Annotated in this window: 21 protein-coding genes and 1 tRNA gene; 10 read left to right on the forward strand and 12 right to left on the reverse strand. The window is 36.7% G+C overall.

The window, feature by feature from the left end; translation table 11 throughout:
• Positions 1–324: 324 nt before the first annotated feature.
• From ACIR310F_RS0114500 to trxA, 3 genes are read right to left on the reverse strand one after another with little or no spacing between them, the layout of a single operon-like run.
• Positions 325–519 (reverse strand): CP12 domain-containing protein, encoded by a 195-nt coding sequence (locus ACIR310F_RS0114500; protein WP_028084442.1) that lies wholly within the window; start codon positions 517–519, stop codon positions 325–327.
• On the reverse strand, positions 431–787 hold the full coding sequence (locus ACIR310F_RS27480; RefSeq protein WP_331271317.1) for a hypothetical protein: 357 nt from the start codon (positions 785–787) through the stop codon (positions 431–433). The genes ACIR310F_RS0114500 and ACIR310F_RS27480 overlap by 89 nt, the downstream gene beginning before the upstream one ends.
• Positions 788–799: 12 nt before the next feature.
• Positions 800–1,159, reverse strand: coding sequence for a thioredoxin (trxA, locus tag ACIR310F_RS0114505; RefSeq protein ID WP_028084443.1), 360 nt, complete (start codon positions 1,157–1,159; stop codon positions 800–802).
• Positions 1,160–1,539: 380 nt separating this feature from the next.
• Between trxA and ACIR310F_RS0114510 the strand changes: the two genes are divergently transcribed.
• Both ACIR310F_RS0114510 and ACIR310F_RS0114515 read left to right on the forward strand, forming a co-directional pair.
• The gene (locus tag ACIR310F_RS0114510; protein WP_028084444.1) at positions 1,540–1,881 is read left to right on the forward strand and encodes a recombinase family protein; all 342 of its coding nucleotides are present in this window, start codon (positions 1,540–1,542) and stop codon (positions 1,879–1,881) included.
• Between the two features lie 246 nt (positions 1,882–2,127).
• Positions 2,128–3,330 carry a CBS domain-containing protein gene (locus ACIR310F_RS0114515; protein WP_028084445.1) on the forward strand — a complete coding sequence of 401 codons (1,203 nt, stop codon included), beginning with the start codon at positions 2,128–2,130 and terminating at the stop codon, positions 3,328–3,330.
• 245 nt (positions 3,331–3,575) lie between these two features.
• Here the strand turns inward: ACIR310F_RS0114515 and ACIR310F_RS0114520 are convergent, their stop codons facing one another.
• Entirely contained in the window at positions 3,576–5,123 is a 1,548-nt protein-coding gene (locus tag ACIR310F_RS0114520; RefSeq protein WP_028084446.1) for an FAD-dependent oxidoreductase, read from the reverse strand.
• A gap of 198 nt (positions 5,124–5,321) precedes the next feature.
• Between ACIR310F_RS0114520 and ACIR310F_RS0114525 the strand changes: the two genes are divergently transcribed.
• From ACIR310F_RS0114525 to ACIR310F_RS0114550, 6 genes are all read left to right on the forward strand, one after another.
• Complete coding sequence (locus ACIR310F_RS0114525; RefSeq protein WP_028084447.1) at positions 5,322–5,516, forward strand: hypothetical protein; 195 nt, start codon at positions 5,322–5,324, stop codon at positions 5,514–5,516.
• A 301-nt stretch (positions 5,517–5,817) separates the two neighbouring features.
• Positions 5,818–7,677: an NAD(P)H-quinone oxidoreductase subunit F gene (locus tag ACIR310F_RS0114530; protein ID WP_028084448.1), complete on the forward strand. Its 1,860-nt coding sequence runs from the start codon at positions 5,818–5,820 to the stop codon at positions 7,675–7,677.
• A 50-nt stretch (positions 7,678–7,727) separates the two neighbouring features.
• Entirely contained in the window at positions 7,728–9,221 is a 1,494-nt protein-coding gene (locus ACIR310F_RS0114535) for an NADH-quinone oxidoreductase subunit M (RefSeq protein ID WP_028084449.1), read from the forward strand.
• Positions 9,222–9,397: 176 nt separating this feature from the next.
• Entirely contained in the window at positions 9,398–10,720 is a 1,323-nt protein-coding gene (locus tag ACIR310F_RS0114540) for a CO2 hydration protein (protein ID WP_028084450.1), read from the forward strand.
• A 195-nt stretch (positions 10,721–10,915) separates the two neighbouring features.
• The gene (locus ACIR310F_RS0114545; protein WP_028084451.1) at positions 10,916–11,869 is read left to right on the forward strand and encodes an NAD-dependent epimerase/dehydratase family protein; all 954 of its coding nucleotides are present in this window, start codon (positions 10,916–10,918) and stop codon (positions 11,867–11,869) included.
• Positions 11,870–11,992: 123 nt separating this feature from the next.
• Complete coding sequence (locus ACIR310F_RS0114550; protein WP_028084452.1) at positions 11,993–12,868, forward strand: Uma2 family endonuclease; 876 nt, start codon at positions 11,993–11,995, stop codon at positions 12,866–12,868.
• A gap of 204 nt (positions 12,869–13,072) precedes the next feature.
• On the opposite strand, the gene ACIR310F_RS0114555 is transcribed toward ACIR310F_RS0114550, so the two are convergent.
• The 4 genes from ACIR310F_RS0114555 to mfd form a co-directional block, all read right to left on the reverse strand.
• A complete protein-coding gene (locus ACIR310F_RS0114555; protein WP_028084453.1) occupies positions 13,073–13,630 on the reverse strand; it encodes a Uma2 family endonuclease in 558 nt (185 codons plus the stop codon).
• A 162-nt stretch (positions 13,631–13,792) separates the two neighbouring features.
• Positions 13,793–14,371: a hypothetical protein gene (locus ACIR310F_RS0114560; protein WP_028084454.1), complete on the reverse strand. Its 579-nt coding sequence runs from the start codon at positions 14,369–14,371 to the stop codon at positions 13,793–13,795.
• Complete coding sequence (locus ACIR310F_RS0114565) at positions 14,371–15,762, reverse strand: AAA family ATPase (protein WP_028084455.1); 1,392 nt, start codon at positions 15,760–15,762, stop codon at positions 14,371–14,373. The genes ACIR310F_RS0114560 and ACIR310F_RS0114565 overlap by 1 nt, the downstream gene beginning before the upstream one ends.
• Positions 15,763–16,032: 270 nt before the next feature.
• Positions 16,033–19,491, reverse strand: coding sequence for a transcription-repair coupling factor (gene mfd, locus ACIR310F_RS0114570; protein ID WP_028084456.1), 3,459 nt, complete (start codon positions 19,489–19,491; stop codon positions 16,033–16,035).
• A gap of 580 nt (positions 19,492–20,071) precedes the next feature.
• Between mfd and ACIR310F_RS0114575 the strand changes: the two genes are divergently transcribed.
• Together ACIR310F_RS0114575 and ACIR310F_RS22645 are read left to right on the forward strand one after the other, a co-directional pair.
• Positions 20,072–21,382, forward strand: coding sequence for a hemolysin family protein (locus tag ACIR310F_RS0114575; RefSeq protein ID WP_028084457.1), 1,311 nt, complete (start codon positions 20,072–20,074; stop codon positions 21,380–21,382).
• 114 nt (positions 21,383–21,496) lie between these two features.
• Complete coding sequence (locus ACIR310F_RS22645) at positions 21,497–21,904, forward strand: TdeIII family type II restriction endonuclease (RefSeq protein ID WP_035368062.1); 408 nt, start codon at positions 21,497–21,499, stop codon at positions 21,902–21,904.
• 1 nt (position 21,905) lies between these two features.
• On the opposite strand, the gene ACIR310F_RS0114585 is transcribed toward ACIR310F_RS22645, so the two are convergent.
• The 4 genes from ACIR310F_RS0114585 to ACIR310F_RS0114600 form a co-directional block, all read right to left on the reverse strand.
• On the reverse strand, positions 21,906–23,252 hold the full coding sequence (locus ACIR310F_RS0114585; protein WP_155963832.1) for a DNA cytosine methyltransferase: 1,347 nt from the start codon (positions 23,250–23,252) through the stop codon (positions 21,906–21,908).
• A 254-nt stretch (positions 23,253–23,506) separates the two neighbouring features.
• On the reverse strand, positions 23,507–24,217 hold the full coding sequence (gene rpiA, locus ACIR310F_RS0114590; RefSeq protein WP_028084459.1) for a ribose-5-phosphate isomerase RpiA: 711 nt from the start codon (positions 24,215–24,217) through the stop codon (positions 23,507–23,509).
• A 342-nt stretch (positions 24,218–24,559) separates the two neighbouring features.
• Positions 24,560–24,631, reverse strand: a tRNA-Lys gene (locus tag ACIR310F_RS0114595).
• A 62-nt stretch (positions 24,632–24,693) separates the two neighbouring features.
• On the reverse strand, positions 24,694–25,563 hold the full coding sequence (locus ACIR310F_RS0114600) for an aldose epimerase family protein (protein WP_028084460.1): 870 nt from the start codon (positions 25,561–25,563) through the stop codon (positions 24,694–24,696).
• Positions 25,564–25,892: the final 329 nt, after the last annotated feature.

The raw sequence follows: 25,892 nt of genomic DNA on the forward strand, positions 1-25,892 counted from the left end.
CGCCATAACCACTGTTGCAAAAGGATTCTTGCTATTTTCTAACTCTTGCGACCGTTGTTCATAATCTAACAGTTTGAGGTAATAAAGGTTGTAAAATATCTGAATCAGGTTCAGATTTTACAAAGGTATTTGAATCTTCTAAAGTGATAGAATCGGGAGAAATATTGTTCATGATTCTCAACAGAATTTTAGTGGGAATTAACTAGAGATTTGACTAACTTTGGTTCTTTTTCCCACCCTTTTGGCCATTGAATTAACTCAGCGGAAATATCAATAGAACCATGAGACGATATTTGAAAAATTAGGAAAAGTAAATAATATTTATTATTCAATAATCTCCTGAATATTTTCCTTTGCTACTCGTTGATGAGATGCTACTGCTAAAAGTTCCTCTACTATATCCCAAGCAGATGCACATTCACGAGAAGAATCACCTTTGGCTGTAAAGTAATGAGTATGAATCTGTGGAATTTTGATTTGGTAAATGGAAAAATATCGAGCAGAATGAAATAGATTCACTCAGCATTAATATTTCCTGTTCACAAACTTCTGGAGAAAGATGAGATGTAGTTAATGGTTTAAAGTTGCTTGGTATTCCGGGTGCGTAAGCTTCAATTACACTACCATCCAGAGAGCGCATTACCATCAGGTAGTCACAAACTGGACACTCTGTACGGATAATTTGATTCATTAAAGAATGCTTGTGAGCTAGTTTTCCATCAGTTAAAAACTGACGTTTTGCTTCACTACCGCAATTAGGACATGGAAATATATACGCTCTCTGCATGGAAAAACCCCCTCAAGAAGGTGAAAGTATTTTGTTTAAAGCTGTGGTGAATTTCTCATAGGGAACTACCCCCACAATTGTTTCTGATAAGTCACCATCCTTGAAAAACATAACTGCGGGAATACTGCGAATACCGTACTTTTTAGCGACGCTTTGATTTTCGCCGTCACCAACATCTAATTTGACCACTTTTACCCGATCTTTGTATTCTTCGGCTAGTTTATCCATTAAAGGAGCAACGATTTTACAAGGTCCGCACCAAGTTGCGGTACAGTCCATCACAAACAATTCTTTCTCCTCTAAAAGCGATTCAAAGTCTGATTTTTGGATATATTGAACAAGAGTTTCATTCGGACTTTCAGAAGTAGCCATAGGTTTCTCCAGCAAAAATTGAAATTGGTGATTATCTGGTTGGGAAATGGGAAGTTGTCAATGATAAAATGGAATGTCCATGAGTTAAATTATTGATTGAGGTCAAGCCAAAACCGGAATTACAGTAACCCTGATGCCATAGAAAGTTCAATCTTTTGATGTTTCTTTTGTTTCGCATAAAATACTCACGACTTTTACTTGATTTTTGGGTTATGCAGATAAAATCTGTTTTCATTAGCTATGCAAAAATTAATACTAGCATTGCTCAGGATAAATGCAAGGATAGAAAGACGTAAACAAAACTCTCACTCATCAACTGGCAAAGACCAATATTTGAGATATAATCCCCATAGAATAGAAATGATTTTTTTCTAAAAACAATGGCAACTGAAAAATCAAAAGACTCTTACATCAGAGACAAGCTAGACCAAGCCAGAAAAGCGAAAGCAGCCAGTGGCGGCTATGCCGGCTATGGTTCACCTGCTTTTGGTCAACAGTCTGTTAATGGTGAATTAGTCGAAAATCCATCTGAACAACAGATTATTGAATTAATTCGCCGTCACCACAAGTCAGGAAAATCACTTCCACAAATCGCCGCTTGGCTTAACCAGCAAGGATATCAAACCAAGCGGGGGAGTCAATGGCAACCTGTATCAGTTAAAAGGGTTTTAGACAGGCTCTATGGTAAAATACAAAGAATTTCCGGTATGGATGAAGACTGATGTACATATTGGCTCTAATTTAGAACCACAAAGTAAAAATGTCTTTTTTACCCCTACTGAGATAGATAACCCCGAATCTTATCCCATATTTACCTTTTGATAATTCAATCCTTTATATAGAAACTGTTTCCCCCCTTTCATCCTTTACATCCCTCGTATTGTAACTGAAATTTATAGAAAATAATATGTATATGACAAAAAACTTTACAAAACTTTATAAATTAACTTCATCGGCTATTGTCAAATATGGAAATTGATGACCCACTCATTGGCGTTCCTTGCTTAGAAGATGCGATAGATAAGCGTCCGCTGGTTGTTACACCGAATACTTCCCTAATTGATGTTGTCAATTTAATGAATCAGACGCGAGGTAATAGTTGTTTCTTACCTGATTTTGATTCAGAAATGGGTTTTAGTTCCATGCAAGGTACGCGGTCAAGTTGTATTTTAGTTATAGAAGAAAACAAATTACTGGGCATTTTCACAGAAAGAGATGTTGTTAAACTGACAGCAATGGGTAGAGATTTTACTGGAGTGAAAATAGCTGATGTCATGATACATCCAGTAATAACCTTAGTGGAAACTTCATTTCGGGATATTTTTGCGGCACTGTTTTTATTTCGGCGGTATCGGATTCGCCATTTAGTGATAGTCAATGAAGATACACGAGTAGTAGGAATTGTTTCCCCAGAGAGTATTAGACAAGTTTTGCGCCCCACCAATTTACTGAAAATGCGACGGGTATCAGAAGTCATGACAAGCCAGGTAATTCATGCAGCACCCACAGCCTCCGTACTCAGCTTGGCGCAGATGATGGCAGAATATCAAGTTAGTTGCGTGGTGATAACGAAAAGTGGTTCTGGGAATGATGCTGAATCCGCTTGTAAACCAGTAGGAATTGTTACAGAAAGAGACATAGTACAATTTCAAGCATTGGGCTTAAATTTGCCTGAAATTCAAGCAAAAACAGTGATGAGTACACCGTTATTTTTACTGAGTCCAGAAGATTCTCTATGGTCTGCCCATCAAGAAATGCAAAAGCGACGAGTGCAGCGATTGGTTGTATCCTGGGATTGGGGCGCAAAGTTAGCTATAGTCACTCAAACCAGTTTATTGCGGATATTTGACCCATTGGAGATGTATGGAGTCATAGAAACCTTACAATTAACTGTAGCTCAATTAGAAACAGAAAAAGCTAAATATTTGCAGAACCAAAATAATGCTAGAGAACTATCTGTACAGCCTAGTTTAAAGGAGATAGGGAAACAAAACATAGTTACTAATGAAAATTTAGATAATTTGATTGCTACTATTGAAAGCCGGATAGAACATTTGATCAAAAATCCTGATTTATCCAGAGAATTACAGCAAATGTATTTAGGTTTAGCGACAACGGAGATCCAGAAAATCCGTCATTGTCTTGATAACAAAAAAATCGTCAAAAATTGAAGTTTTGGGAGATTTTACTGTTCTCGACACAGATTTGTTTGATCGTGTTCACCTACTTATTTATGATATAGGAATCCGGTTTGATTCTGTGAATTTACTTGTGTGGTCAGGGAATAGGGAACAGGGAACAGGGAACAGGGAATAGGGAACAGGGAACAGGGAACAGGGAACAGGGAACACAGGAAGAAAGACAGAATTGATACCTACTAATTCTTGTATGGCTACGCCACGCAAGCTATCAAAAATCAAATAGGAGTTCTATAATCACTACCAGAACCAAAGCGCCATTTATCTATTAACCGATGCCAATAATATTGTTTTTCTTGTGGTAGATTATTAACTAATATTTCTAACATTGGACTTAAAGTAAACAACCTAGTATACACAATTAAATTGACATAATGTAACATCCAATCTAATAAACTTAATAAACCCACTTGGGGAATGATTTTTGCAACTAATAAAGGATGAGATAAACCAGTTTTTAACAAAGTTTTTGTTAACGCCCCAAATTGGACAATATCTTGTAAAAAAGGTTTTAAAACAGGTGTTCCTAACTTCTGCATTTGTGCAAATACGGCCGCGAGTAATTGGTTAATTTGATTGGGGTTAATTTGTTGATTTACTCCTACACTCATGGCTTTTTGAAATAACCAAGTTACACTTAAACTCGGTTGATATGGTTGGAGAATTGCTAAAGATTTGGCAGATAATTGATCGGTTTTCAATGCTTCTGCAATTCCCAAAGTTAACCTTTGTAAATGACGCACCATAGCCCCAAAACCACCAAAACTTAAAGGTGATTGATTTCCGCTACTATCTCCTACAAATAAAATCCGATTCCAAGGAGTTTGTAAAGGACTTTGACGATAACTAGGAAAGAAACCAAACAAAGCCCGTTGAAAATTCAGGTGATTAATTTCCACACCTTGATATTCTGGTAATAGACGAAAATATTCATCAAATAAAGTTTCTAAACTCAATCTTTCTGGTGCTGAATCTAAATAAGTGAACAGATAAGTTGTTCTCCCGTCTTTGGCGGGAAATGCTTCCCAAAAATATTGACATTGATTTTCCAATGCTGTAAAAGATAATAATAAATCACCAGTTTTATTCTCAGGAAATCCTGTAGCACAAGTTCCCACAACTAAACAAAGTGCATCTGGTTTTTTTCCTTGACGTGCTTGTTGGCTAATTGGTGATAGATTTCCCATGACATCTAATAACAATTTTCCAGTAAATTGGTTATTGATAATAACTCCATTTTTGTGAATTACTACATTACTAAATGGTGTATTTTCAAATAGTTTTCCTCCAGCATTCAGAAATCGGTTTTTTAATGTTTCAAGTAAATAAATAGGACTTATGCCAATATTAAGAACATCTTCTACCCAAACTTCTGTACCTCCTGAAAAGCTAACTCGTGCGGGATTATATTCAGTAACAATAGCCTGGTTTAATTCCGTTTCCGTTAGTAATTCCAATTCTCGAAATACTTTTAACTCTTGGCGAGAAATATTCCATTCCTGTTCTCTTCCCCGCAAAATTCCCCTTTCTAATAAGGCTACGCGCACACCCCGCACAGCTAAAGCGCAACCAATTAAAATTCCCAAAGTTCCACCGCAAATAATGACATCAAATTGTAAGGATTCTAAATTTTCGGGATTTTCTTGAACTACATTTGGTATGGGTGAGTTATTATCTCTTAAAGATGTTAAAATGGTATCTGCACGACGCAAGCCGCCTAAAATATCCCCTGGGAGTTGAGAGAGAATTTCTTCAGTTAGTGACATAAAGCTTAATTTCAGAAAAGTTCTGTTACACAAAAATAAGGTTTTTAGCCACATCTTGCATAAGTCTTAATATTAATACTATACTATCTTTAAAGTTGCCGATAGCCGAGGTGAAGTAGGCATATTCAGCCATGAAAAGTCTCTAAAATCATTATTTACTTAAATTTGCAGTATTTACTTAATTTACAGGAAACACTTATGAACCGTTCTCAGATAGTTGCGATTATTACAGGGATAATTTCTATACTTCTGGCTATTGCTTATCTCATTGTTGTCCAAATTATTGATTATCGGGATATGAAACCAGCCCCTATTAGTCAACTCAGCCCACAAGTAGTTATTACAGTCAGTAATTTACCTGATTCCCTATGTGAGATACCTATTAAAGTATAAAAAAATGGGGTGGTAAATACTGCCCCTGGGTTATAAATACTCCTTGAAAAGTTAATTTATAGATTAAACATGATGGTTACTATTGAATAATCAAATGTACGGAAATATAAGAATCACTTACAGAAATCATTGCAAATTCATCTACTTAAATAATTTCTTTTTGGTACAGATAAGGGTAAGCTATTCATAATAATTTTAAATTAAAATAAAATGCGATCATCAATGATCACTAGATTGATAGGGATCAACGGTATTTGCTGTGTTTTCTTTAAGTTTTGCTGCAAACTGTAGAGGTAATTGAATGGGTCAGTATTTACTAGATACTATTTGGCTAATCCCGGTTTATGCTTTGATAGGTGGGCTTTTAGCCATACCTTGGTCACCGGGAATAATTCGCAAAACAGGTCCTCGACCGGCGGGATACGTAAACGCAGTTATGACCTTTTGCTCATTTGTTCATGCTGTTCTTGCTTTCTTTGTGATTGGAAATCATCCAGCCCAAGAGGTATTTATTCCTTGGTTGTCGACAGCAGGTTTAAATCTCACCATTAATTTAGAAATTTCTGCTGTTAGTCTGGGGGCGTTAATTATTATTACCGGCTTAAATTTGCTGGCGCAGATATACGCTATTGGTTACATGGAAATGGACTGGGGTTGGGGACGTTTCTTTTCCTTATTAGGATTATTTGAAGCCGGTCTTTGTGCTTTAGTCTTGTGTAATGATTTATTTTTTAGTTATGTAATTCTGGAAGTCCTTACCTTGGGAACTTACTTATTAGTAGGTTTGTGGTTTAGTCAGCCTTTGGTAGTGACTGGGGCGCGAGATGCTTTTTTAACCAAACGGGTAGGAGACTTGTTTTTGTTAATGGGTGTCTTAGGACTTTGGACACTTTCAGGGACTTGGAATTATACAGAGTTGACTGCTTGGGCGGCTACTGCAAATGTTGACCCCACAATTATTACCTTAGTATGTTTGGGCTTAATTGCAGGTCCGATGGGTAAATGCGCCCAATTTCCCCTACATTTGTGGTTAGATGAAGCAATGGAGGGACCTGTTCCTAGTACAATTTTACGAAATTCGGTGGTCGTCGCCAGTGGGGCATGGGTGTTAATTAAATTACAACCTATATTTAGTTTATCTCCTGTCGCAGCTTCTGTAATGGTGGCTATTGGTACAGTAACAGCCATTGGTGGGGCGTTAATTGCGATCGCTCAAATTGACATTAAACGCTGTTTATCCTATTCTGTTAGTGTTTACATGGGCTTGGTATTTATTGCCGTAGGCACACAACAAAATGAAGCCGCGCTGCTATTAGTCCTCACCCATACTTTATCCTCTGCATTACTAGTCATGAGTACAGGAGGAATTGTTTGGAATAGTGTCACCCAAGATGTTACCCAATTAGGTGGATTATGGTCACGTCGTCCCATGTCCGGTTTAGCATTTATTATTGGTACATTGGGTTTAATAGGTTTTCCCCCTTTAGGTAGTTTTTGGGCATTGTTTAAACTAGCCGATGGTTTATGGGCAACACATCCGACTTTAGTAGGAATAATTATTATTGTCAATGCCTTAACCACATTTAGTTTAACTAGGGAATTTGGTTTAATTTTTGCTGGGAAACCCAAACAAATGAGTGAACGTTCCCCCGAAGCTATTTGGTTAATGGTTTTACCAATGATGATTTTATCGGGTTTTGTTTTACACCTGCCTTTAGTATTACAAAGCTTGTCATTACTTCCTCAATGGGCAACATTAAATAAAGATGTCGCCCTACTATTAATTTGGTCAAGTATATTCGGTTTCAGTATTAGCAGCATCATCTATTTAGGCAACATTCCTAAACCAATTCGTTTACCCTGGCAAGGTTTACAAAATTTATTTGCTTATGACTTTTACACTCCCAAACTGTACAAAATCACCATTATTTTCGGCGTTGCCCAACTTTCTAAATTTGCCGATATCCTAGATAGATTCGTAGTAGATGGTATTGTCAACTTTGTGGGTTTATTCTCTCTTTTAGGTGGTGAAGGATTGAAATATAGTAACAATGGACAAACTCAAACCTATGCCCTGACAGTGCTTTTAGGAGTAGGTGTTTTAGGCGCTTGGTTGTCATGGCCTTTTTGGGGTGTGCAGTTTATGAAATTAATTTTTTAATTTGCACCTAACTTATAGCATTACCAATTACCAATTCCCAGATCAGAAATATGTTGAGTGTTTTAATTTGGCTGCCAATTATAGCCGCTATAATCATCGGTTTTTATCCAAGAAAAGATATTCCCGCAAATCAAATTCGTTTAGCATCTTTAATCATTACAGGGTTAGTTTTGCTGTGGAATATTTTGATTTTGTTCAAATTTGATATCAGCAATTCGGGGACGCAATTTACCGAATATTTACCCTGGAATGAAACCCTGGGGTTGAGTTATCAATTAGGAGTAGATGGATTATCAATACTAATGTTAGTATTAAATAGCTTCCTCACTTGGATTGCTATTTACAGCAGCAGTAGAGATACAGAACGTCCTCGGTTATTTTATGCCCTGATTTTGTTTGTTAGTGGTGGGGTTGCTGGCGCTTTCTTATCACAAAATTTGCTTCTGTTTTTCCTGTTTTATGAATTGGAATTAATCCCATTTTATTTACTAATTTCCATTTGGGGCGGAGAAAAACGAGCTTATGCCGGCATGAAATTTCTGATTTATACAGCCATTTCCGGAGCTTTAATTTTAGCCACATTTTTAGGAATGGTATGGTTAACAGGTTCTCACAGTTTTGCTTTTGATGCTGTTGCCACTGAAAAGATTTCTGCGGGAATGCAATTAATATTATTAGCAGGAATAGTTCTAGGTTTTGGTATCAAAATTCCCTTAATTCCCTTCCATACCTGGCTACCAGATGCTTACGTAGAAGCTTCCGCACCTATCGCTATTTTATTGGGTGGAATATTAGCCAAATTAGGAACTTATGGCCTATTAAGATTTGGTTTAGGAATGTTTCCCCAAGCTTGGCATATTATCGCCCCAACATTGGCAATTTGGGGAGCAATTAGCGCGATTTATGGGGCGGTTGTAGCCATTGCCCAAAAAGACATCAAACGCATGGTAGCATATAGTTCTATCGGCCACATGGGCTATATTTTACTAGCAGCAGCCGCAGCCACACCTTTAGCATTAGTTGGTGCAGTAGCCCAAATGTTTAGTCATGGAATTATTCTCGCTATTCTCTTTCATTTAGTGGGAATTATTGAAACTAAAGTTGGTACAAGAGAATTAGATAAACTCAATGGTTTAATGAGTCCTATTCGCGGTTTACCATTAATTAGTGCCTTGCTAGTTTTAGGTGGTATGGCTAGTTCTGGTATTCCCGGTTTAACAGGTTTCATTGCTGAATTTATTTCCTTTCAAGGCAGTTTTTCCAGCTTTCCAGTTCCCACAATTTTATGTGTAGTTGCCTCTGGTTTAACCGCAGTTTATTTTGTCATTCTTCTTAACCGTACCTGTTTTGGTAAATTGCAAAATAACCTAGCTTACTACCCTAGAGTCATCTGGGCAGAAAAAGTTCCTGCACTAATTTTAGCATTGTTAATCATCTTTTTGGGAGTACAACCCACCTGGTTAGTGCGTTGGAGTGAAACCACAACTACCGCTATGGTAGCCGCAATTTCCCCCACCGAAAAATCCGTAATTGCCTTAAAATGATATAGCCTGGGAATAAATTCCCAGGCTCATAGCAAAAATCATCTCAAGATGACTAAATAACCCGAAAATTTTTTAGTAAACTAAAGTTTACTTTGATTATTAGCCCGGAAATTCATTTCCGGGAGGGTTTGAAAACTAACAGATACACTATTGTTTTAACAAACACAAAAAATAATATGGTACAAACTTCAGAAAAACCAAAAGCCAAAATTCCTCCTTCAAAACACGAATTTGCAGAAATTATTCATCGCTTAGAAGCTGGTGGTTCAATGTTACCAGATACCCCAGAAAATTTAATGCAAATTATCGGTATTTATAAAGCTTATGCTGTACCGATGGATTTTTATTGGCGAGATTTATTATATATTGCTGAAAGGGTATTTTTAGATCCTTTACCAGCTTTTAAATACTTCTTACCACAAGAATATTTAGACCTCCATAATCACTATGCAGGTGATGATGCTGATTTAAGAATTTGGCGCGGTGAAGCTACTGCACACCCAGAACTTTTGGCATTTATGGAAAAAGGTGAAACCATCAAAATGCCGAAAATATTCCATCATTTATTCCATGATAGAATCAACATGGAATTTGCGGAAGCTTGTATGCAGGCTATGCTTTGGCACCGCAAAATGTATGCACCAGTAAACCAATTTGATGCTTATTTAGATTCAGCCGAATATCAAGCCAATGCAGATAAAGCAATTAAAGCTTATTTTCGGAAAAATCCTCTAATGTTGGGACTTTATAAACTGTTTCCTGATATGTTTTTGGAACAGTGCCGCATGATGTCCTATTATTCTAATTTAGGACTTTTCTGGGAAGTCATGGCACCGGTGTTTTTTGAAATGTCAGATATTTATGATGAAGGTGGTTTCCAAAGTGTACCTGACGCTATGAACTTTCTCATAAATGGTATATTTGCTATTGCAGGTCGCCCCATTTACCATCATGTTTATATTGACGGTGAATGTTATGAAATTATCCCCAAATCAAAAGCGTTTACCTGGTTATATGAAGCCGCTTTACCCTATGTGGAAGCCGTTTTTTATCGCACCGCACCATTTAGAGGCACAAAGTCATATAATGCCCAAGCAGGGGAAGTTCCAGAAGACCAAAAAGACTTCCATTATGGTATTCTTTATGCTGATGTATTTCCCGTCGGTACAGCAGGTATTCCTCCGACATTATTAATGCAAGATATGTTGCATTTTTTGCCTCAATATCTTGTTGATTATTATCAACAATATTGTCGAGGAGAAGAGGATATTTTAATTCAATTGGGAATTACTTTTCAACGTTCCATGTACAATGTAACATCTGCGGTAATTCAAGCTTTAAGAACTGCTCTTTTATATCCTTTAGATGATGAAAATCCCCAGCATTTACAAGCAAATCGAGAATTTTTTGAAATGCAGTTAAATCGCTTTACTCGTAGTGATTATAATATGCGTGATGCTGCTAGATTACGGGATATTCAAAGACAGGATTATAGGTAGAATCTGCGGAGAAAATAGATACCCGACTTCTGCAACAAGTCGGGTATCTCCGTATTTGTTGATTTTGTAAAGATTTATATTTTTTCAGTAAATTATTGAATATCTATGGAAAAATTATATCCTTAGTTAGACTAAGTTATAAATAATTAATATTAGGCTGTTAAACAAAATTACAGCCAAATCACAAAATATAAAATGACTAAGATTATTGTCACTGGAGTTGCAGGTTTTATTGGTTCTCACTTAGCTGAAACATTATTAAAACAGGGAGAAGAGGTAATTGGTATTGATGAATTTAATGATTATTATGATCCCCTGTTGAAGTGGAAAAATATCGCCAATTTTCAACATTACCCCAATTTTACTTTAGTAGAAGGGGATATACAATTTTTAGATTGGCAAAAACTGCTTTTAGATGTCCAATTAGTTTATCATCAAGCGGCCCAAGCTGGAGTTAGAGCCAGTTGGGGGAAGGGTTTTCGAGCTTATACTGAACGGAATATTAACGCTACACAAGTTTTATTAGAAGCTGTTAAAGATGCTGAAAATTTAAAAAGATTAGTGTTTGCATCTACATCTAGCATATATGGTGACGCGGAAACATTACCAACCCATGAAGAAATTAAACCTTTACCTGTGTCACCTTATGGTATTACTAAATTAGCGGCTGAACAGTTGGGAATGTTGTATCATAAAAACTTTGGTGTCCCGTTTGTATCCTTACGTTATTTTACGGTCTATGGACCAAGACAACGGCCAGATATGGCATTTCATAAGTTTTTTAAAGCAGTGTTGCAGGACGAAGCAATTCCCGTTTATGGTGACGGAAACCAGACCAGAGATTTTACTTTTGTCAGTGATGCGATCGCTGCTAACTTAGCTGCTACTATTGTACCAGAAGCAGTAGGGCAAATTTTCAATATTGGCGGCGGCAGTAGAGTCATTTTATCAGAAGTTTTAGATACCATGGCGGAAATAGTCGCTAAACCCATCAAACGCCATTATATCGAAAAAGCCATGGGAGATGCCCGTCACACCGCTGCTGACGTATCCAAAGCCCGGAAAATCCTGAATTATCAACCCCAAGTATCTTTAAGAAATGGCTTAACCCAGGAATGGGAATGGGTGAAGAGTTTGTATAGTGTATAACTAACAAAGATCCCCTACTTCCTAAAAAGCCGGGGATCTGAACCTGGTAAATATTCAGCTATAATAAGACAATCTAAATCTTAAATTACCAAAAATCCCCAAAATACCCAGGGAGTTAGAGTTATGGTTGCTACTCCAATACCGACCGTTGCCGAACTATCAAAAGTGACAATTTCTTGGGAAGCATTACCCGAAGATTTTATCTTAGAAGAAGAACCTGTGGAAAACACCGCACAACCATTAATTGCTGGAGCATTACGAGAAAGTCTAGAATTAAGTGGATATATTCAACCAACTATGCTTATAGCGGCAAATTTGGGCATCTGTGCCACCATGGATGGTAAACTTGTTGTCAAAGCTCCAGATTGGTTTTTTGTGCGGACAGTTTTACCCCTATCTGGGGTGACAGATAGACGCAGCTATACACCCCACCTAGAAGGGGAAATTCCCAGTATTGTCATGGAATTTTGCTCAGATACTGACGGAAAAGAATACTCAGCTAGACGCACTTTCCCCCCCGGAAAATGGTTTTTTTATGAACAAATTCTCCAAGTTCCTACTTATGTAATTTTTGATCCTCTGACAGCTACATTAGAAGTTCATCAAATCGAATCAGGACAGTATAAATTACAGCCAAAAGACGAAAATAATCGTTACTGGATTACAGATATGGGATTATTTTTGGGATTGTGGGAAGGAGAAAAGGAAGGTCGCATAGGTTACTGGCTACGGTGGTGGGATCAAGCAGGTAATCTGTTGCCATGGGCTGTAGAAAAGCTAGAACAAGAACAGCAACGAACTGAACAGGAACGTCAACGGGCTGAACAGGAAAGCCAACGGGCTGAACAGGAACGTCAACGGGCTGAACAAGAACGTCAACGGGCTGAACAGGAAAGCCAACGGGCTGAACAGGAAAGCCAACGGGCTGAACAGGAACGTCAACGGGCTAAAAGGTTAGCAGAACAGTTACGCGCATTGGGTATTGATCCAATTGATTAAATGTGCGGTTTCTAAAATTGTTGTAGAGATGTTTCATAGAACGTCTCTACATTCTTTTTTGCTGGATACCTAATTAATCCCAATTGGGAAATTCATTGTCGCTTAACCCAACCTCCAAAATCAAACTCAAGGAGTTTCAGTTTTGGCTGTTGTAGAAGCGGTTTCTAACCGCCAGGAGAGCATAAAATCTAACTAAAAATTTAACTAAAATAGTTCACTCAGATGAATACTCACATCAGGAAAAGCTAAAATTGATAAACTTTGATTTTTTGTTAACTTCTGTACATCTTGATAAATTCCCTCAAGAGAATTTCGATATACTTCGATAATTTCCTGATTAACATCTACTAACCAAACTTCAGGAATATTTGCTTCCGCATATAAAGGAATTTTCACCTCCCGGTCATATTTTACAGTTGTGTCAGCCACTTCTATTAACAAAAATATATCTTCTGGTTGGGGGTGTGAATTTCTATAAAAATCTGGACGTGGTTTTAATAATGCTATGTCTGGTTGGGGTTCAGAAGTTTCATTTAAAACTACTGGGTTTTGAGGTGCAAGAATGATCCGTTTTCCTAAAAGCTGAATTAGCAGATTAACTAATCTATTTACACAACCAGCGTGTCTTCTTCCAATAGGTGACATATCAATCATTTCCCCCCGAATTAATTCTACTCGCTCATTTTCTGACAGAATACCAGATTCAGCCATTTTGTGAAATTGTTTAACTGTAAATTGATGTCTGATTAGTTGTAAAACCATTGTCACCTCTATTTGGATTTTAACTATGGTGGGTAAATTGAGTCACAATTGTAAGTTTACTGGCGCTTTGCTGTAGTATGATGTTTTTGCTTTGTCAATAAATCATTCATTACTTTAGTACGAGAGAAATTAGAGAAGTCTTTATTCAGCACTTCACATTCCTTAGAGTAAAGAGTTAAATTGAATGTGATTTTTACCACTAATTTTTAGCATTCTTTCTGGAGAATTATGAGTTTCATTTGGGTTTATTGTCTTCCAATCAGACCTTGTTTTTGTTTTGGAAATGGGAATGTGACAAATACTGACAAAACGATATTGATAATCTTTAAGAAAGTTATACTGATTCCAAAATTCCTTCCCGATTTCTTGACAATAATAAACAAAGCATTTTGCACCTTTTAGCTGTTGAATAATTGTTTTATTCGAGTCTTTCCTTTTCTTCATCTCAATACAAAGGATGATTTTTTCTGTAGCAGTATCCGTAATAATGACAAAATCTGCGCGTTTGCACTCACCTTTTGATCCATTACAAAATTCTCCGGCTAATTTAAACTTATCTACATGGATGATGATTACTTCATCAGGTTTCGGCATTCCATCAATTGTTACAGAATAACTATCCTGAAGTTCTGTGAGTAAAACTGAGTATTTTAAGTGTGTTTTCTCTCGTCGCTCATTTAATGCAACTATAGCGTCTTTTTTTTCCTGAATCATTTCTTTGAGGATAGCAATATCAGACATTATTCTTCACTCCAATAAATTGCTTCCTGAATCCGATTCATGGTTTCAATTGTTGTGTCAAAACTCCGAGCTTCAATACCCAATTCTGGGTCGATATCCGCAGGTATAAGAGTTTGACATTTAGTTTTTTTTGTATTTCCCTCTAGTTTCATATTTGCTTCTTCCGCAATGTAAACTTTAATTTTTTGAGCAGTAATCAGTTCTTCTGGCCGATAACCTTCCTGTTGGGCAATTCGCTGGAGATGGGGTTTATCATGATTAAGCATGATTAGAGTATTCAGTTCTTTAACGATGTAATCGCTGTGGGTAGTGATAAAAACCTTAATACCCACGTTAACCAGTCGAGCAAAAAGTCTGGCTACTCGGCGTTGATTTTCAGGGTGTAGATTTAATTCTGGTTCATCTACCATCAATAAATCACCATGTTCAGCTTCGTGTTTCAGATAAAAGCCAATGTCTAATAAAGAACGCACAGCACTAGAACTTTCATCCATAGAAAGCTTAACTTTTTTACCCTTAGGTACATAATAAAGCTCATCGTTGCGGGTGACAGTATACTCACCACCAATAATATCAGTAAAATCAGCTAATAGATCAGGATATTCATCGGTAATGAAACTATTTTTTTTAACAATGGTTTCAAGTTTACGAGTAAACTCCACATTCGTTTTTATCGGTAGAGCATAATCATCATACTCTTTCAGTAAAAGTTCCATTGTATCAATATTTTCGTCAGCTTGACCAATTTCTTCTAGTAAACGATTTTTAGCAAAATTCAACTCTTTGCGAAAAATGGCCGCGCCAGTTCGTTCAGCACTAGCAATAAAAGGACGAGGGAAAAACTGAGCAAAAATAATATCTTTTATAGCATTAGCAATGAGAATCTTAATAATTCCAGGAGGTATTTTTACCTTATCTTTTTCAACAAGAATAGTCACAACTAATTCTGTACTTTCTTCACTTTTAGTAATTGAGAAAAGTTCTGCATTAGCCGATCCCATTTTCTGATCAAATTTGTTTTTTAATTTAATATCTTCAGTTTTTATTTCTAGACTGATGTTAAATTCTGTATTTTTAAATCTGTCAACTGGTGCTGCAAAAATTTTCGGTAATTCCTGGGTATATCTATCACAGGATTTAATGATAATCTGCTCAGATTTTTTAACATACTCTTGGATATCAATACGAATTACACCGTCAGCAAGAAGTTCTTCAATTTTATCATCGTTGATTTGAATTGAAAGCATTTGCCGCCAAGTATATAAAAAGCCAAATAAAGCATAAGTTGCGTAGGTTTTTCCGGTATTGTTACCACCACAAATGATCGTCAAGTCACCAAGAGTAAATTCTGCTTCTCGTAAAGTACCAAGATTTTTGACTTTAATTTTCATTGTCCTATTTCTTTCACTATTAACCATTAGTCTATACTATCACTTCCTCCATTATAGATAATGGCTTTTTTTGAGGTAATTGATGAAATATGTTTTTTACACACATCAAAAAAATAAAATCAGGGTAATATTTGCGTATTACAAACAAAATGAAGTGCAGAAAATCAGCAATATGATTAAAAGAAACCCAAGATAATTAATACTGTTGTTGGGTTGCGCTGTCGCTTAACCCAACCTACAAAATCTACTACAAAATCTACAAAATCAAACTCAAGGAGTTTCAGAAATTGCACCTTGCATTTTCATGAAAGTATCAATTAAGGTCTGCAATTGTTGATCTGCTTTAAAAACTCCTAAACCTCTTGCTGTCACTTTTCCTGGAGAATAAACAAACCGAGATTTCATATTTGAAGTTAACTTTTCTGCTAATAGATTCCAAGCTGGTTCTTCCATTGGTGTTTCTAAAACAATATGCTGTTTATTCTCTGGTTTAATGCGACTAAATCCCAAATTTTTAGCCAATTGTTTTAATTCCATAACTCGCAATAGTTGATTTGCTGGTAGGGGTATAGTACCATATCTATCAGTCCATTCAGCAGCGATTTGTTTTAATTCATATTTTGATTTTACCGTGGCTACAGCGCGATAAGCACTCATTTTTTGATCAAGATCAGTAATGTAATTGGAAGGAATAAATGCAGTGAGGTTAAGATCAATTTGCGTATCTTCAACTTTGGGTATTTCCTGACCTCTAATTTCTCGAATTGCTTCCTCTAACATTTCCATATACAAATCAAAGCCAATTGCATCCATTTGACCAGATTGTTCTGCACCTAGCAAGTTACCCACCCCACGAATTTCCATATCTCGCATTGCTAATTGATATCCAGAACCGAGTTGAGTAAATTCTTGAATTGCTCTTAATCTTTGTCTAGCAGCATCGGATAATTCTCTTTGTTTGGGGTAAAATAACCATGCGTGAGCTTGAATTCCCGCACGACCGACCCGACCCCGCAATTGATATAATTGAGATAAACCAAAACGGTGAGCATCTTCAATTAAAATTGTGTTAACTCGCGGAATATCTAAACCAGATTCGATAATTGTCGTACAAACAAGAATATCCGCATCATTATTTCCGAAAGTCAGCATGGTTGATTCTAACTCACTTTCGTCCATTTGACCATGAGCGATCGCAAATCTTCCTCCAGGAACCATTTCTCGCAAATTTGCAGTGGTTTCTTCAATTCCGTCCACTCGCGGAACTACATAAAATACCTGGCCACCTCGATCTAATTCTTGACGAATTGCACTTCTGACAATTTCCGGTTTTAGGGGTGCGAGGTGGGTTTGAATTGGTCTTCTAGTAGGGGGTGGAGTGGTAATTAAACTCATTTCCCTAATTCCTGATAATGACATATACAAGGTTCTGGGAATAGGGGTAGCGGAAAGAGTTAAAACATCAACTTCTGTTTTCAAGCTTTTGATTTTTTCTTTTTGATTAACTCCAAATCTTTGTTCTTCGTCAATTACTAAAAGTCCTAAATCTTTAAATTGTACACTTTTTCCTAATAATTGATGTGTACCAATTACTATATCTAATTCCCCAGTTGCCAGACGTTTTTGAATAGTCCGTTTTTCTTCCGCACTACGAAAGCGATTGAGTAAACCTACATTAATTGGATAAGGTGCAAAACGTTCTTTAATTGTGTGATAATGTTGTTGAGTTAAAATTGTCGTTGGTGCTAAAAGTGCCACTTGCTTTCCTGCGGTGACAGCTTTAAAAATTGCCCTAATTGCTACTTCCGTTTTACCAAAACCGACATCTCCACATACTAACCTGTCCATGGGTCTTTCACTTTCCATATCCCGTTTCACGTCTTGTACCGCTTTTAGTTGATCTGTGGTAGGATGATAAGGGAAAGAATCTTCCATTTCTTCTTGCCAAGGCATATCTGGGGGATAGGAAAAACCATGTTGTTGCGATCGCGCTGCATACAATTTTAACAAATCTACTGCTAATTTCTTAATCGCTTTTCTGACTTTATTCTTAGTATTATCCCAAGCTTTTCCAGTCATTTTATGTAGTTCTGGAGGTTTATCTGCATTAGTTCTAAATCGAGATAAAGAACCAACTTGATCAGCAGCAACTCTTAATAAACCATCTGCATATTGCACAACTAAATAATCACGGGTTTCCTCGTTAATTGTCAGACTTTCTAATTTCACAAATTTGCCAATTCCATGACTACGATGAACAACAAAATCCCCTGGACGTAATTTATTAGGATCAACTTGTTTAGATGTTGCTTGACGACGTTTACGGACATAGCCAAAATTAGCTAGGGAATGTTGTCCATAAAATTCTCTATCGGTGACAATAACTAAGCGATAAGAGGGTAAAATAAAACCTTCTAATTCTGCTAAACCGGAATATTTTAGAGCAATTGGTGTATGATTAATTTGTAGTTTATCAATGGCTTGATAATCACGAGGATTGGGAATAAACTGCGCGGGACAATCGTGTTCTTGTAGTAGCGAAACCGAACGGGAAGGTTGAGCCGAAAGTATCCAAATTCCAAAATTACGATCGCGTTCTTTCCTAATTGTCTCCGCTAATTTAGCAAATTGGTGAGGAGTCACGGGTAAAGGTCTACTCCCTAAATTCAAACCACTATTTTCTTCTAATAATTCCGATAAATATAACTTTTTAAAATTACTAATTTCTGCTATACAATCATCAAAATTACGATGAATTTTAGGTAATTCAACAGATAACTGACCACTGACTACTGACCACTGACTTTGAGCATTTTCCACCCAGCGATCGCTATGAGCATAACATTGTTCTGGCTCATCAATAACCACAAAAGTATTTTTAGGTAAATAGTCAAGTAATGAAGCGGGTCTTGTAAAAGCCAACCCTAAAAACCGCCGACTCCCCTCTAATGTTCCTAATTCTTGTAGAGACGTTCCATGGAACGTCTCTACATTTGGTAAATTTTTCAGTCCGTTGAAAATTATCGGTGCGAAACTTGTGGGAGTGAGAGTGATTTTTTCTATCTTATCCAAAGCTGAACGCTGGGTAGAAGGGTCAAATTCCCGAATTTGTTCAATTTCGTCGCCAAACCATTCCAAGCGCACAGGTAACTCAGAAGACACGGGAAACACATCTACAATATCCCCCCGTCTACTCCATTGTCCTTCAGTTTCCACCAAGGGAACTCGTTCGTATCCCAAAACCGTGATTTTTTCCCCAAACCCATCTAAATCAAATTCCATTCCTTTTTCTAAAGTGACACAAAATGATTTAAACGCTTCCGGTGGTGGTAAATGAGGCTGTAACGCCCCCACAGTAGCAATAATAGCCGTTTTTTGCTTTTGCAACTGACCATTAACCAAATCAGCTAAAACCTGCATTTGTCCCCAACTTAACTCATTTTCAGGGTCAAAGGGTTCGTAGGGAGAAGCCTCCGAAGTAGGGTAAAAATGGACAGTTTTCCAGCCCATTGCTTCCATTTGGGCGAAAACCCGCCCAGCTTCCTCCAAAGTAGCACAGACCACACACAAATTATGATCTTCATAATTTGCTAATGCTGAAGCTACTAGTCCCTTGGGGAGACGGGAAATCCCATTTAACCGCAATTCCTGTTGTTTGTTGAGTTTAGTAATTAGTTCTGCGGTCAGCAAAGATCGGGACAAAGCACGGACAATAGAAGAAAATGGCATAAGTTTTACGCTAAATTGGAAGTCGTTACCGATGTGAAAATCTAGAAGCCTTTGAGATCAACTATTTTAAAAGTTTTAATCGCTCTCTTGACAGTGAAGGGGGAAAAATCTAGCCTAGAAATGATTTATCAAGTGAACCTTAGATCAAACGTACTGGATTTAATTTGTATAACTCTAGTAACAGCTACAAGTAAGCGTGTTACTGTCAGCGTAACACAATAAAATTTTATGGTGCATTTAAGACTAATCCTTCATCTCTCAAACTCCCAAGTGATGAGACTCTTATGAAAATTAAATGTACGTCCTTTGAAGCCCTTGTAGAGACATTCCATGGAACGTTTCTACAATTTTTACCTCCAGATGTCTATTGTATGGCCGTAACACACCCTATTATTCACTTGATAATTAGACTCTTAACTGCTAATAGATAGAAGAAATCTGACTATTACTTTGTTTATAGTCAAAGTATTTAAGAGAATCACCTAAAATAATGGATACTAAAATAAGTCAGATTTAATTAACATTAGCCCAAACTTGGGAACTCTGTATAATTTTACTCTTTATACCAGCAATTTTAAAAATGTCTTCCCTCTCTTTTGAACTTTTCACAATTTTGGTGCTAATTTTCGCTAACGGTGTGTTTTCCATGTCGGAAATGGCCGTAGTCTCGTCCCGGAAAGTTAGACTACAGCAGTTAGTTAACCAAGGGGATATTAATGCTAGGGCCGCATTAAAATTAGCAGAATCTCCCAATCATTTTTTGTCTATTGTCCAAGTGGGGATTACACTGATTAATATTCTTAATGGTGTGTTCGGGGGTGCTACTATTGCCAAAAGACTAGAAGACTATATTAAGCTAGTCCCCATTTTAGCCAATTATAGTAATGCGATCGCCTTTGGGATAGTGGTTTTACTCATTACCTATTTTTCCCTAATTGTCGGTGAACTTGTACCCAAACGTCTCGCTTTAAATAACCCCGAAAAAATCGCCGCCTTTGTAGCTATACCTATGCGGGCTTTAGCAAGAATCGCCTCACCTGTAGTTTATCTTTTGAGTGCATCTACAGACCTAGTATTGCGAATTTTAGGAATTACACCCTCAGAAGAACCCCAAGTCACAGAAGAAGAAATTAAAATTTTAATCGAACAAGGTACGGAAGCAGGGACCTTTGAAGAAGCCGAACAAGACATGGTAGAAAGGGTTTTCCGATTAGGCGATCGCCCCGTTACCTCCTTTATGACACCCAGACCTGATATAGTCTGGTTAGACTTGGAAGATCCTGCTGAAGAAAACCGCCAAAAAATGACCGAAAGCGCCTACTCTCGCTATCCAGTTTGTCAAGGGGGATTGGATACAGTTCTCGGTATAATTCCTGTCACCGACTTACTAGCCAGAAGTTTACGTAATGAACCCTTAGATCTAACCCTAGGATTACGTCAACCCGTATTTGTTCCCGAAAGTACACGGGGATTAAAAGTTTTAGAACTATTTAAGCAAACCGCGACTCACATGGCCTTAGTCGTAGATGAATATGGAGTCATTCAAGGATTAGTTACCCTAAATGATATCATGAGTGAAATAGTCGGTGATGTTCCCGCAGGACCAGGACAAGAAGAACCCCAAGCAGTACAAAGGGAAGATGGTTCTTGGTTAGTAGATGGAATGTTAGGAATAGAAGAGTTTTTAGAACTATTTGATCTCGAAGAATTAGAAACTGAAGAAAGAGGAAATTATCAAACATTAGGAGGTTTTGTGATCACCCATTTAGGACGTATTCCCGCAGCAGCAGATCATTTTGAATGGGATAATATGCGGTTTGAAGTTATGGATATGGACGGAAATCGGGTTGATAAAGTATTAGTTGTACCCAGAAGAATGAATAATGGCTAATGGGTAATGGGTAATTGGTAATTGATAATTGGTAATTGGTGATAAACTAGAAATTATCTATTTAGCGTGATTTTTAGTTATATAGACGAGTGTAATGACTGGGAATAATTAAATATGGATGACTATATTAAACAAATCATCAAAGAAAATCCCATTTCTCAAAATTGTATTGAATATGTTTTTGATCTTAAAACTACACAACCAAATCAAAGTGGGTTTAAAGGATTTAACAAACAAATTCTAGAATGGTATGCTGACAGATTTGCTAAAAATCCTGATGCTAACCTAGAAGCGCGTATTGCTATTCCTTTTAATCCTTTTAAAAAATCTTGGTATGAAAAGCAAAAAAGTATGTTATCTAGTTCTCCTCTAGATATTACCCAAGATATATGGATTGAAAATGAATTTTGGGATTTTTGTTCTGGAAAGGAAAATACATTTGAGGAGTTACAATCACTTTTTATTCAATTAGGACAAGAAAACTTTACAAAAGAATTTCATGATATTTTTTATCCAAATTAGTTTAGATGTCAATAATTCTTAGTAATTCTTTAGCTACATACTCAACCACAGGTACAGCAACAGCATTACCAAACTGCTTTTTAGCGACTTCATCTTTTGTATGGTATTCAAAATCTGTAGGAAATCCCTGTAATTTACAAGCGTGTTTTGCATTAATTGGTATATATTTATGAAGTTGATAAATTTTTTCTAAGAAAAGATTTTTATATTCCTGGGGATGAGTAGCATGAATAGATACAGTTGCGATATAGTCTTTAGAACCAGTAGCAGTTAAAGTTGGGAAAATCTCAGCAGTCGGTAAAATAATTCTATAAATATTATTAATACCTGTCATATTTTTAGAATTTACAAATTCATACTTATCATCAGCAGTTAAACGGAATATTCCTTTTTCCAGCAGTTTATTTAACTCACTTATTTTTATATCCGTGATGATTTCTCGGAAATTTTCAAAAGATAAAGGATTACCATCTTTATCTCCATATTTTTTACTTCTTCTATATTTAAGAAGTGTTAAGCAAATCATTTTTTCTCTATCACTGGTTTTGATAATATCCCAAGAGTGAATTGTTGTATGTCCATTTCTTAAATCAGAAAAAATAAAAAAATCATTTAACTCATCATCTTTTTGAAATCTCGTTCTTGATGGTGGAATTACACCTTTAAATAAAGTATTTGCATCTAGTTTAACTTTTTCAACAAAATTAATATTTTTAAATTCATCCAAAACATCTAAAACTTTTGGGTGAATATTCAAAGATTTAGGGAATTTATACTCCTGACATCTTTCCATATCCCCTCTAATCCCAACAATAAAAACTCTATCTCTATTTTGAGGTAAACCAAAATCGTAAGCATTCAGAACTTTCCATTTCACACAATATCCTATATTTGCTAATTGATTGAGAATTAGTTCCAAATTATCCCGATTTTTAGGACTTGCTAATCCACTAACATTTTCAAATATAAATCCTTTAGGTTGATTTTTATTTACTAGTCGAATGACATCAAACCATAATTTTCCTCTTTTGTCTTCAAATCCCCTTAAACAACCAGCAACAGACCAAGGTTGACAGGGAACACCACCAACAATGATGTCAACATTAGCTGGAAGTTCAGTAATTTTTGTGATATCTCCTAATTCAATTTCATGTTTATTAAAGTAGCTAATGAAATTTTGCTGATAAACTTTAATTGCTTGTTTGTCTATTTCAGAATAGCCTAAACATTGACCACCTAATTTATCTAAAGCAATTCTAAATCCACCAATACCAGCAAAGAGATCAATAAAAGTGAATTGTTTTTTATCACTTAGGAAGTTTAGAGGTAATTTCAGTTGTTTTGACATTGGTGAAAATGTAGATTTGATATTACTTAGCTAATCTGATCAACTATAGAAACAATAAATATAAATAATCAAATATGTTCAGGTACTTCTCTCTTCCTCTGCGACCTCTGCGCCTCTGCGTGAGACAAAAAAATCCCGTTCACTGATACCAGACCCAATAGATAATTTATTGATTTTCAGTTAGAAAAAAGGGTACTAAAAAACAATTTTCTTCCTTTTTTCTAACCATCAACTTACACCATTACATCAAAAAATTAAAGCCGTCTAACAACAGGTTTACCGTCAATAACCTCACCGACAAGAACGATATCTGCACAATTGACGAAAATACCATTTTCCAGAACACCAGGAATATTATTCAGGGTTTTTTCTAAATTTACAGGGTCATCAATGCTATCAAATGTCACATCTAAAACCATATTACCTTGGTCAGTGATAACAGGTCCTGCTTTTTTTACACCCATACGCAGTATTGGCTTACCACCAAGCGCTTTAATAGCATTAGTGACAGGAGTAAGCGCCATAGGAATGACTTCTACGGGTACAGCAAACACAGAACCCAGTTTATCTACTAGTTTACCACTATCAACCACCACAATAAACTGTTTTGCCAAGTAATCTACAACTTTTTCGCGGGTATGTGCCGCACCACCACCTTTAATTAAGTTTTTATGGGTATCTACTTCATCCGCACCATCTATAGCAATATCAATATGGTCCACAGCGTCTAAAGTAGTGAGGGGAACGCCATACTCTTTTGCTAAAACTTCTGACTGAAATGAGGTGGGAATACCGACAATATCCTCAAGTTCTCCAGATTTGAGCCGTTCTCCTAAATACTGAATTGTGTAAGCTGTGGTTGAACCTGTACCCAAACCGACTATCGAACCTGATTTTACCAAATTGGCGGCGGCCTTGCCAACTTCTTGCTTCATCAATTTAACTGGGTCTGCTGGTATGGACATTCTTTAACTCCTGAAAAACTCACGCCAAGGTACTGTTACAGGCGACTATACTACAAAAGGGGATCAATTTAGCTTAGTAATTATAGGATTTCTGCAAAATATCTGGAGAGACTCTTTTATTCGTGGTTCATTATTCAGTGACTTTTATTGATTTTCAGTAGTTTTTAAGAAAACTATTACCACATCACACTGTGGCATTTTATTTATATTGTTCCCACATTCCGTAGTTGATAGTCTAGTATGAGCATTTTCAAGAATTATTATTGATAATAGTTAAAAATATTTGATTAAATATGTATTTAAAAAAATAAAATTAATGAAATTATACTTTAAACCCAAAAATGGGTCGCCCGGGATTCGAACCCGGAACTAATCGGTTAAAAGCCGAGTACTCTACCGTTGAGTTAGCGACCCTTTTGCTGTTTTTCCAACTTTATAAATATACCATAAATAGCCATGGTTTTGTCAAGGGGTTTTTAGAAAAAATTTGCTGTTAATTGGAAAGCCGCAGTACAACTAGCTCCTGGCGCTAAAACAGTCAAGTTATCACCCGTGTTAAAAGCATTGCGGGTGGCGCTCCAAGGCTCTAGACAATAGAAATCTTTACCCTTCACAGTCCAAAACACCAACCAGGTGGTAAAATCATCATAATTGAGGGTGAGCTTGAATTTGCGACTATTATCTGTGACAGCGGCAGATTTAGCGGTTAGTCCACCAAAAGCAAAATCAATTTCATCTTGACTAAAGTCAAATTTGCCATTAAAGGCGTGAAATTCCTTGGTTTTGTTGTCTTGATATTCTCCAGAGGGAAGTTCCACCTCTAGCTGATTTTTGTCACCACAGAGAAAATAAGGGTGAAAACCAGCGGAAAATGGCATGGGTGTAGATGACAGATTTTTGTATTCCTGACGGACTGCTAAAGTATTACCTTGGAGTTCGTAAGTAAAAGCCAATTGAAAATCAAAAGGATAAACGGCCTTTGTTTCTTCATTGCTATTGAGAACTACGGTAACACTGGCTTTGTCTTGTGTATTTTGCTCCGTTGCTGTCCAAAGCAATTCCCGTGCAAAACCATGTTGTTTAATGGTATACGGGTTTCCATCAACATTATAAGTATTATCTGGTAAATTACCGCAAAGAGGAAACAAAATGGGATTACCACCTCTAACGCTCAAATCAGGATGAGTAAAGCGTTCAGCGTCCATATAGAAAATTTCTTGGCCTTGAACCAGCCAACTAGTAATGATACCGCCTCTTTCTGGAACAACTTCTATTTGTGTACCAGCGGTTTTATCCGACAAGATGTAAGTTTTGTATTGTCTTTGTTGAATGTCAATGGTAAACATGATTTTTGGTGATTGGTGATTGGTAATTGGTGACTGGGCAGATATCGTTCGCAAAACATGACTCGCTAACTAAGCTTTCTGTCTCACGTCTTTTTCCATTCACCTCCTATTACAGCACTTTGCGCGACAAATAGGGGCAGGTTTGATATTGATTTTTCAATTTATTCCCTTAATTGTTGTACCTAAGAGGATGTTTTAAAATTTTTTAATATATAAATTTACGCCTCTCCAAACCTCTGCCCTACAAGGAGAGAGGCTTTAAAACGCCCTGCTAGGGAAGCAGGGGGTTTTCATTCTCCGAGGTAAAGAAGAAAAGAATAGTGATCTTT

This window comes from Dolichospermum circinale AWQC310F (assembly GCF_000426925.1).
In the GTDB taxonomy this organism is placed as follows: domain Bacteria; phylum Cyanobacteriota; class Cyanobacteriia; order Cyanobacteriales; family Nostocaceae; genus Dolichospermum; species Dolichospermum circinale.